Annotated in this window: 8 protein-coding genes; 4 read left to right on the forward strand and 4 right to left on the reverse strand. The window is 71.4% G+C overall.

What is annotated here, in order from left to right:
• Positions 1-493: HAMP domain-containing sensor histidine kinase (locus tag VF794_RS36120; protein WP_331117670.1), on the forward strand; the 493-nt coding region annotated here is incomplete at its 5' end.
• Between the two features lie 25 nt (positions 494-518).
• Here VF794_RS36120 and VF794_RS36125 read toward each other — a convergent pair.
• Positions 519-1,343 carry a metallophosphoesterase gene (locus VF794_RS36125; protein WP_331117671.1) on the reverse strand — a complete coding sequence of 275 codons (825 nt, stop codon included), beginning with the start codon at positions 1,341-1,343 and terminating at the stop codon, positions 519-521.
• Positions 1,344-1,439: 96 nt separating this feature from the next.
• Here VF794_RS36125 and VF794_RS36130 point away from each other — a divergent pair, with 96 nt between their 5' ends.
• A complete protein-coding gene (locus tag VF794_RS36130; RefSeq protein ID WP_331117672.1) occupies positions 1,440-4,637 on the forward strand; it encodes an AAA family ATPase in 3,198 nt (1,065 codons plus the stop codon).
• A 126-nt stretch (positions 4,638-4,763) separates the two neighbouring features.
• On the opposite strand, the gene VF794_RS36135 is transcribed toward VF794_RS36130, so the two are convergent.
• Entirely contained in the window at positions 4,764-5,135 is a 372-nt protein-coding gene (locus VF794_RS36135; RefSeq protein ID WP_331117673.1) for a response regulator, read from the reverse strand.
• A gap of 125 nt (positions 5,136-5,260) precedes the next feature.
• Between VF794_RS36135 and VF794_RS36140 the strand changes: the two genes are divergently transcribed.
• Positions 5,261-5,632, forward strand: coding sequence for a helix-turn-helix transcriptional regulator (locus VF794_RS36140; protein WP_331117674.1), 372 nt, complete (start codon positions 5,261-5,263; stop codon positions 5,630-5,632).
• Positions 5,633-5,646: 14 nt separating this feature from the next.
• Here VF794_RS36140 and VF794_RS36145 read toward each other — a convergent pair whose 3' ends face one another.
• Together VF794_RS36145 and VF794_RS36150 are read right to left on the reverse strand one after the other, a co-directional pair.
• The gene (locus tag VF794_RS36145; RefSeq protein WP_331117675.1) at positions 5,647-6,831 is read right to left on the reverse strand and encodes a DUF790 family protein; all 1,185 of its coding nucleotides are present in this window, start codon (positions 6,829-6,831) and stop codon (positions 5,647-5,649) included.
• Complete coding sequence (locus VF794_RS36150; protein WP_331117676.1) at positions 6,825-8,207, reverse strand: DEAD/DEAH box helicase family protein; 1,383 nt, start codon at positions 8,205-8,207, stop codon at positions 6,825-6,827. The genes VF794_RS36145 and VF794_RS36150 overlap by 7 nt, the downstream gene beginning before the upstream one ends.
• Before the next feature lie 142 nt (positions 8,208-8,349).
• Here VF794_RS36150 and VF794_RS36155 point away from each other — a divergent pair.
• Positions 8,350-8,848 (forward strand): hypothetical protein (locus VF794_RS36155; protein ID WP_331117677.1); only part of this gene is annotated, 499 nt, incomplete at its 3' end.

An 8,848-nucleotide genomic window follows, 5' to 3' on the forward strand; every position in this document is an offset into this window, starting at 1 on the left:
CCCCCCCCGGATGAACGAGCCCGTCCACCTGTCGTCGCTGGTGGACGACGCGCTGCGCATCAACGCGGCCGCGCTCACCCGTCACCATGTGAAGGAGGTGCGGCAGTTGCGCTTCCTGCCGCTCGTGCTGACGGACAAGCACAAGGTGCTGATGATCCTGGTCAACCTCATCAGCAACGCCAAGTACGCCATGGATGGGACGCCGGCGGAGCAGCGCATCCTGACCGTGAAGCTGGACCTGCCCGTCCCCGACCGCGTGTGCATCGAGATCCACGACAACGGCATGGGCATCCCCGAGGACATGGTCACACGCATCTTCCAGTACGGCTTCACCACCCGGAAGGAGGGGCACGGCTTCGGCCTGCACTCCAGCGCCCTGGCGGCGCAGGAGCTGGGGGGCTCCCTGACGGTCCACAGTGACGGGCCCGGGCGTGGCGCCACCTTCAAGCTGGAGCTGCCCTATCAACCCATCGAGGAGACGCCTCGAGCATGACGCACAGCGGGAGCCGTGCTCGTGACTAGGTCCTGGGACCGGGCAATATCTCCCGCAGGAGTCCCGAGATGTCGCCGCGCCAGTTCCACTGCTTGGGATAGCCGAGCGACACCTCCTCGAAGCGCACCCCGTCGCGCCACAGCGTGGCGGGCATGTGGAGGTGGCCGGAGACGACCACCTCGGCCCGGAAGCGCTGGTGCCAGTCCTCCGTCTTCTTCGTGCCGCACCAGAGGGAGAAGCGGGGGATCCGCGGCAGGCGCACGTGCTCGTAGCGCAGCGGGAAGTGGTTGATGAGGATGGTCGAGCAGTCGGCCGGCAGGGCCTCCAGCCGAGCGAGCGTCCGCTCCACCCGGGCGGCGCACCACTCAGCCCGCGACGGGTACGGGTCCGGATGGAGCACGGCCTCGTCAGTGCACAGGATGTGCTCCTCCATCGCCCAGTTGAGCGCGTCCTGCTCGGCCACGTGGTCCGGCCGGAAGGAGTAGTCGTAGAGCAGGAAGAGGGGGGCCAGCACCCGGTGGGGGCCCTCGCCCGGCCAGCGCGGGTAGGGGTCCTCCGGGGTAAGCACCCCGTACGAGCGGCAGTGCTCGACGAGCTGCTGGTAGCGGGCCTCGCCGCGCAGGGCGGGCTGCTCGCTCTTCATCGTCCACAGCTCGTGGTTGCCCGGCACCCATATCACCTGGCGGAAGCGCGCTGTCAGCGTGCGCCACGCGAAGTCCATGTGCTTCAGCGTCTCGCCCACGTCCCCCGCCACGATGAGCCAGTCGTCTGGATGGCGGGCGAGCGACTCCAGCGCCCGCTGGTTGTCCTCGTAGCGCAGGTGGAGATCACTGAGGGCGTAGAGCTTCATGGTGCACCGTCCACGGTAATGGACTCCCGAGTTGTTCGCTTTCCCTTCGCGGTCCATCAGGGCACCATGGGGGGGAACATCGGTTCAGTCCTCCGCATGGCGAACGAATCAGCACAGGCACGCGACACCGAGCCCGCGGACCTCGTGGTGCGCTCGGTGCTGCCAGAGGAGCTGCTGGCGGCCCTGGAGTGCGAGCGATCCCTGTACCGATGGGTGATGCTCAAGGGCGCCGTGGACGTGCGGTTGGAGGACGAGGCGCTGCTCGGCCTCACCCCTCAGCCCGCCGCCGATCCGAGCTGGGGCGGTGGGCAGCTCATCGGCTTCCTGCGCGAGGACCGCCGCTTCGTGGGGGAAATCGTCCATGTGGATCCCACCAACGGGCGCGTCTTCATCTCCACGCGCTCGCTGAGCCACATCCCCCCCGAGGTCATCTCCGCCGACCGCTGGGCCTTCCAGCCCTATGACTTCTCCGAGGCGCTGCTCGCCGCCTCGAGGGCCTATGACTCGCGCGGGCCCCGTGTACGCGAGGCCCTGGAGCGCGTCCGCGGCGACATCCCCGACGACGGCTCCGGCCCTCCGCCCGACCCCCAGCACCTGTGGGAGAAGCCCTGGGCCCTGCTGTGGGGTCCTCCGGGTACGGGCAAGACGGAGACGATGGCGCAGCTGCTCGCGCGGGCCATCCAGGCCAACCCCAAGGAGCGGATTCTCGCGGTGGCGCCCACCAACCGCGCCGCCGACACGCTCGCCCTGCGCGTGGCCCGCATGCTGTCCAAGGCCGGGGCCCTCCACGCGCCGGACACCACGTGCCGCATCTTCCGCGGCGGCCTGGGCGTGGGCCAGGAGCTGACGAACACCTTCCCCGCGCTTCTCCACGACGCGGGCTACCAGAAGCACGCGGCGCGCGTCGAGCACATGGAGGAGCGCGTCCGTCGCGAGTTCCTCAACGGCGCCGCCCCCCTGCGGCTGGCCACCGCGAAGGCCGAGCTGCGCAAGGTGCGCGAGGGCCTCACGGACGAGACGCTCTTCGTCGCCAAGGAGGGCTACGCCACCCTCATGGTGCTCACCGTCCACCGGGCACTGCGGCTCGTGTCCGAGCTGGAGGGGGCGGAGCGCTTCGACCGGCTGGTGGTGGACGAGGCGGGCATGGTGCCGCGCGCCGCCGTGGGGCTGCTGGCCCCGCTGGCGCGCAAGGTGCTGCTGGGGGGGGACCCGAAGCAGATCGGTCCCGTCAGCCGCGCGCTGGAGGGCGCGGAGCGGCCGGTGCAGACGTGGATGCGCAGCTCGGCGCTGTCGCACCTGGAGGACGCGAAGGAGGCCTCCGCGTCCCCCCACGTGCTGCTGCTGCGCACCCAGCACCGCATGCACCCGCAGATTGGCAAGGTGGTGAGCCACTTCTCCTACGCGGGCATGTTGGAGGATGGCGAGGGCCCACGCACCCGGCAGCCGAAGACGGTGGACGTGTACCCGGCCGCGCGCGCGTGCTGGGTGGTGCTGGACGAGGCCACCCGGGACGCTCGCCGCGTCTGCCACGAGCGCGGCGAGTCCGGCCATGGCTACCGGCGGCCCTTCTCCGCGGACCTGCTGGTGGCGCTCGCCGAGCCGGCGCTGAAGGCGGGCCTCAAGGTGCTGGCGGTGACGCCGTACCGTGCGCAGGCGGCGCTGCTGCGTGCCCGGGCCCAGGAGAAGGGCTGGAGCGAGTCGCGCTTCCAGGCCTCCACCATCCACCGCCAGCAGGGCACCGAGTACGACGTCGTCATGGTGGACACCGTGGCCGCCGGGCGCCCCTTCGCCCCGAGCGAGCTCACCCCCATGCTCAACGTGGCCGCCAGCCGCGCCCGCGAGTACCTCTTCGTCCTCTCCTCGCGCGCCGAGTCCGAGGCCGCCATCCCCTCGCAGCTCCTGGAGCTGCTCACGCCCGTGGCGCCGAGCCTGGAGCCCCGACTCTCGTTGCAGCCGCTGCTGGTGATGCCGGGCGTGCGCGCCCAGGTGGCGCGGCGGCCCGAGGCCCTCGGGCAGGAGATCGACGCCCTGCGGGGCATGGGGCCGCTCTTCACCCAGGAGCAGGTGTCGCTCTTCGAGCGCCGCTTCGACGAGGGGCACCATCTGGTGCGCGGCGTGGCCGGCAGCGGGAAGACGTACGTGCTGGCCCAGTGGGTGGCGCGCTACCTCGCCGAGCACCGGGACGCGCGCGTGCTGGTGTCCTTCTTCAACAAGGCCCTGACGCCCCTGCTCTCGCGCCTGCTGGTCTCGGCCCTGCGGCAGCGGCTCGGGAAGCAGGCGCCGCTGATGACACAGCGGGTGACGCTCATGCACATGACGGGCACGGGCTCCTTCGCGCCGGAGAGCTTCGACGCCGTCTTCGTGGACGAGGCCCAGGACTTGAGCGCCACCGAGCTCGCCCACCTCTACTCCCTGGCCCGCCCGCTCTCGCGCGGGGAGGGGCCGACGCTCAAGACCTTCCTGCTCTTCGCGGACGACTCGCAGAACGTCTACGGACACAGCGCCGTCGATGCCCTGCGCCAGCAGCTTCCGGACGGGCTGGACTTCACCGGACGCGTGCGCGTGCTGCGCGAGGCCTTCCGCTCCCCGCGTCAGGTGTCGGAGCTGGCCTTCAACGTGGTGTTGGACCCGCTCGGGCTGCACCGGCTGCCCAACCCCGGCATGCGCGAGTTCATGCGCGCCCACGAGCTGCGCGAGCAGGGTCTGCTGGAGGAGCCGGTGCCCGGGGTGGACGGGCTGTACCGGTTGCAGTGCACCGAGCGCGAGGGCGGGTTGCCGGTGGTACGGGCCTTCGACTCACCCCAGGCGGAGGAGGCCTGGCTGGTGCGCGAGGTGAAGCGGCTGAGCCAGGAGGAGGGCGTGGCCCCGGCGGACGTGTTGGTGGTGGCGCCCGTGCGCCCGGCGCGGCTGGCCGAGGCCCTGGAGCGCGAGGGGCTCAAGGCCGTGGCCTTCGGTGGCCGCAGCGGCCAGGACGTGGCGGGCTTCAGCGTGGGCCGGGTGGACTACGTCCGGGTGACGACGGCCTTCTCGTGCAAGGGGCACGAGAGCCCGGTGGTGTTCTTCTGTGGCGTGGACGCGCTGGACGACATGGCCTGGATGGAGACGAAGCCGGGGCGCACCGAGCGCGAGCTGGAGCGCACCCGCCGCGCGCTGTTCTACGTGGGCTCCACGCGGGCGATGATGCGCCAGTACGTGAGCGGGCTCGCGGGTGCTCGCTTCACGCGCGTGGCTGCGGACTACGCGCGGGCACTCACGCGGGGCACCCGGTGGAGCGGTACGCGGAAGCCCCCCTGACAGGTCCTCGGAAGTGGTTTTTCGCACCACCGCGGCTCAAACCCGACAGGTCGTGTGCCCTGGCCAACCCAGGCGGACCCGAGACGACCTCCAAGGTCGTGCCTCCGTCTCGCGTTCCGGTTCCTCTCACCTCTGCGCGGTGGCGGCCGCCGACATCGCGAAGGCGCGCATCCGGTCGGGCGGGCAGGGCTTGAGCAGGATGGTGACGTCGGGCGGAACGATGTCCCGCGACGGGCTCTGCGTGGTATGGAGGCCGCAGCGGAGGCCGGGCGCTCGCGCGCGCAGGGTGGAGATCAACGACAGCCCATCCATACCCGGCAAGATGTACGCGGCGATGAGGACCGAGGGCATCTCCTGCTCCGCCATGAGCAGGGCCTCTTCCGCGCTGGTGGCGGAGCGCTTGTTGCCCGGCAGGTCGCGCAACAGTCGTCGCAGCGCGGAGAGCTGGAGTGGATCCTCATCGACGATGAGGTAGGAGGGCGCGGCGTCCGTGGTCATCCCGGACCTCCAGGACCTGGCATGTAACGTGATGGGTCTTCGTTCGGACGTACTACCCCAGTCGTCCTGGGAAACCAACCTCCCGAGTCATATTGCCAGCGGTGAACCACTCGGGTCCCGGGACAATGGCAAAAAAGCTGGCAACGAGGCTGGGAGAGTGCGCACGCGCAGCCCGGCAGCGCCTCAACCTCACACAGGAAGACGTGGCGGAGCGGGTTGGTATCGCCACCGAGGTGTATGGGCGTCTGGAGCGCGGCAACATGCTTCCGAGCGTTCCCACCTTCCGCAAGCTGTGTGCGGTGCTGGCCCTGTCCGCGGACGAGGCGCTGGGCCTGGCTTCCGAGAGTCCCTCCACCTGGGCCCCTCCGCCCCCGCCTCCCGAGGCCAGTGAGCCCGCGGAGCTGCGCCGCCTGCTGCGTCGGGCGCGCCAGTTGGATCGCAACTCGCTCCGGGTGCTCAGCCTCGTCGCCGCGCACCTGGGTCAGAAGAACGGGTAGGGAGGGTGACTGGTTCACGGTGAGAGCCTCGCGCGTAGCCTCTTCGCCGACGGGAATCCATGAAAGAGCACCACCCGCGGGTGGGCCTCCAACTCCGTGCGCGCCTGGGCATCCCTCGCCAACGCCCGATCCACCCCCAGCAGCAATCCCTCGTCCGGTCGCGAGCGCAGCTCCTCCAGCCGCCGCGCCAGCGGGCCCGCATGCCACGCGTGGAAGAGCTCCAGCGCCACCTCGCGCCCCGTGTTCCGGTGACGGAAGGTGAGGTCCGGCACGCACAACCCCGTGGCTCCCATGTGACGCGGCAGAGGCAGCAGGTCCAGCTCCCAGTCCGCGTCCTCGAAGCTCTCCGCCAGCGAGGCCACCTCGGGCGGGATGTGCCCCAGCGCCGCCGCGTGCGGTGAAACCAGCGGGTCCTTCTCGTCCAGCACCAGCGTCACCCGACGCCGTGGGTTCTCGATGGCCGCCGTGAGGTGCCAGCGCTCCAGCACCGGCACCACCGACAGGAAGCTGGCGAGCTGCAGCCCGTACTTCTTCTGGAGCGCCAGCATGGACCCCGGGCCCTCCACCTCCAGCACCCAGTCCTCGCCGTCGCGCCGCACCTCCGCCACCAGCCGGCAGAACTTCAGCCAGCGCAGCACCTTGCGCACCCGCAGCAGCTCTGGCGCCCGCGCCCGCAGCGTCAGCCGCCTCGCGTCGAACAGCGGCCCCTGCGCCAGCGCCAGGTTGTAGCGCGCCAGCAGCTCCCCCGGGCTCAGCGCCTCCCATTCCAGCAGCTTCCGGTGACCTGGCAGGTCGGCGTAGAGGGCCTCGCGCAGCTCGGGCAGGGGGTGGGGGAGGGTCTCGGCCAGCCGCGCCTCGTAGCCCTCCACCGTCGCGTCCGGGGGCAGCGCGCGCAGCACCCTGGCCGCCTCGCGGAAGGTCGCCGCGCGGGCCTCGCAGACGCCCTCGGCGGGCTCCTCGAAGCTCATCCGGTCCACCAGCAGCTTCGCCAGCCCCCGCGCCACCTTGGGCCGCGTGTACGCGCCGGCCTTCAGCCCCAGGGCCTCCTCCACCTCGTCCCGCGAGCGCCCGCGCGCGGCCTCCACCTCGGCGATGAGCTCGCCCGCGAGCGCCAGCAGCCCCGCGTCCCCCTGCTTCACGAAGGAGGGGCGCAACTTCCCGTCGCGCACGCGGAAGAGGAGCAGCTCGCGCGTCAGCATGGCTCACCCTCTTCCTGGTAGGCCCGGTGCTGGCGCCGCCGCTCGCTGATGGAGGCCTCGGCCGTCTGTGCCGAGCACACCTCGTACAGCAGGGCGCGTTTGCCCGGGCGTTGGCGCAAGATGCGACCCAGGCGCTGCACGTGCTCACGCACGCTGCCGCTGCCGCTGAGCACCACGCCCACCCGCGCTTCCGGCACGTCCACGCCCTCGTTCAGCACCCGCGAGGTGAGCAGCACCGGCAGCTCCCCGCTCGCGAAGGCCGCCAGCAGCGCCTTGCGCTCCGGCACGGGCGTGTGGTGCGTCAGCGCGGGCAGCAGCAGCCGCCGCGCCAGCGTGTACACCGTCTCGTTGTCGTCGGTGAAGACGATGGCCCGGTCCTCCCGGTGCTCCAGGAGGATGCGCCACAGCACGTCCACCTTCGCGCTCGAGGTGAGGGCGATGCGTCGCTGCTCCCGGTAGCCCCGGTACGCCGCGCGCCCTTCGTCCGTGCGCTGGCTCTCCGCGAGGAAGCGCGCCCAGCCCTCCGGCACGTCGAAGCGGATGCCTCGCTGGCGGATGAAGGTCAGGTAGCGCCCCCGGGCCTCGTCGTATCGCGCCTGCTCCTCGGGCGTCAGCGGCACCTCGATGTGGCGCACCTCGTAGGGCGCCAGGTAGCGGCCCTGGAGCTCGCGGATGTCCGTGCGGTGCACCAGCGGGCCCAGCAGCTCCTCGCACACGCGCTCTCCGCCGTCCGTGCGCTCCAGCGTGGCGGTGAGGCCCAGCCGGTAGGGCGCCAGCGAGCCCTCGGCGATGAAGCGGTAGCTGGGCGCCGGCAGGTGGTGGCACTCGTCGCAGATGAGGAAGCCAAAGCGGTTGCCGTGGAACTCCGTCTGCATCGCCGCCGAATCGTACGTCGTCACCGTCAGCGGCTGCCGGTCGCTCACCCCGCCCCCCAGCATCCCCACCGGCAGGCCGAGGTGCCGCGACAGCACGCCCTGCCACTGCGTCATCAAATCCAGCGTGGGGACGACCACCAGGGTTGGCCGCTTCACCCGGGCGATGGCCAGCACCGCCAGCAGCGTCTTGCCCGCGCCCGTGGGCAGCTCCACCAGACCGCGCCCGCCCGCGCCGCTCCACGCCTCCAGGGCGGCCCGCTGGTGGGGGAAGGGCTCGATGGGAGTGGCCAGCGCCACCTCCAGCGGCTCGAAACGCTTCGCCCGGTCCTCGTAGGGCAGGCCCAGCTCGCGCAGCCGCAGTACGACCTCCCGGTAGCGGTGCGCCGCCGCCCGATACACCCCCGTGCGCGTGTCCCGCTGGAAATGGGCGCGCAAGGCGGCATCGTCCGGCAGCGAGGGCGCCACCAGGGTGCCACAGTCGAAGTGGAGCTCGGTCGCCATTCAGTGGGGAGAGGTGGGGAGACGGGAGTAACCCGATCTTCGCACCAGCGCCAGCGCATGACTTTCGAGGTTGGTTCTCCTCTGGTTGGCAGGCTGTCCCCGGAGGAAACTTCCAGGGGCTTCGCAGGTGGAAGGCCAGTGGATGTTCAGAGGTGAACAATCGAAGGGGCGAGGGCGCTGGAGCCCGTCGCTGTCCCAGGGAGGGCTCGGCCGCTGGCTCGCCGGGCGCTGGGGGGCCTGGGGGCCTCCTTTTCGCGTGCCCAAGCGCCTACCCTTCCTCAGTCCCATGCAACGCATCGTCATCCTCAGCCCGCACCGCCCCTCCCGAGAGTTGCTCTCGCGCCTCCTGGCGGAGCCGGACCTCTCCGTCGTCGCCATGGCGGACGCCGACGAGGCCCTGGACTCCATCGCCGAGGACGAGCCGGCCCTGGTGGTGGTGGACGCGCGCCGGCCGGACGAGGACCACCCCTTGCTGCTGGGGCTGCTCAAGCGGCGCTACCCGCGCCAGCCCCTCATCACCCTCGTGCCGGGACGCCTGCGCGTCTTCGACGGCAACGAGGAGCGTGTGCGCGAGGTGCGCGACGGCTCGGCCGAGGCCCTGCACATGCTGCTGAACGAGCTGCAGCGGGCCACGAGGGATC

This window comes from Archangium sp. (genome assembly GCF_036389735.1).
Lineage (GTDB): Bacteria > Myxococcota > Myxococcia > Myxococcales > Myxococcaceae > Archangium.

Bases quoted from the DNA above. Each gene is read 5' to 3' on its own strand.
- VF794_RS36125 (WP_331117671.1), bottom strand. From the start codon at position 1,343: ATGAAGCTCTACGCCCTCAGTGATCTCCACCTGCGCTACGAGGACAAC.
- VF794_RS36130 (WP_331117672.1), top strand. From the start codon at position 1,440: ATGGCGAACGAATCAGCACAGGCACGCGACACCGAGCCCGCGGACCTC.
- VF794_RS36135 (WP_331117673.1), bottom strand. From the start codon at position 5,135: ATGACCACGGACGCCGCGCCCTCCTACCTCATCGTCGATGAGGATCCA.
- VF794_RS36140 (WP_331117674.1), top strand. From the start codon at position 5,261: ATGGCAAAAAAGCTGGCAACGAGGCTGGGAGAGTGCGCACGCGCAGCC.
- VF794_RS36145 (WP_331117675.1), bottom strand. From the start codon at position 6,831: ATGCTGACGCGCGAGCTGCTCCTCTTCCGCGTGCGCGACGGGAAGTTG.
- VF794_RS36150 (WP_331117676.1), bottom strand. From the start codon at position 8,207: ATGGCGACCGAGCTCCACTTCGACTGTGGCACCCTGGTGGCGCCCTCG.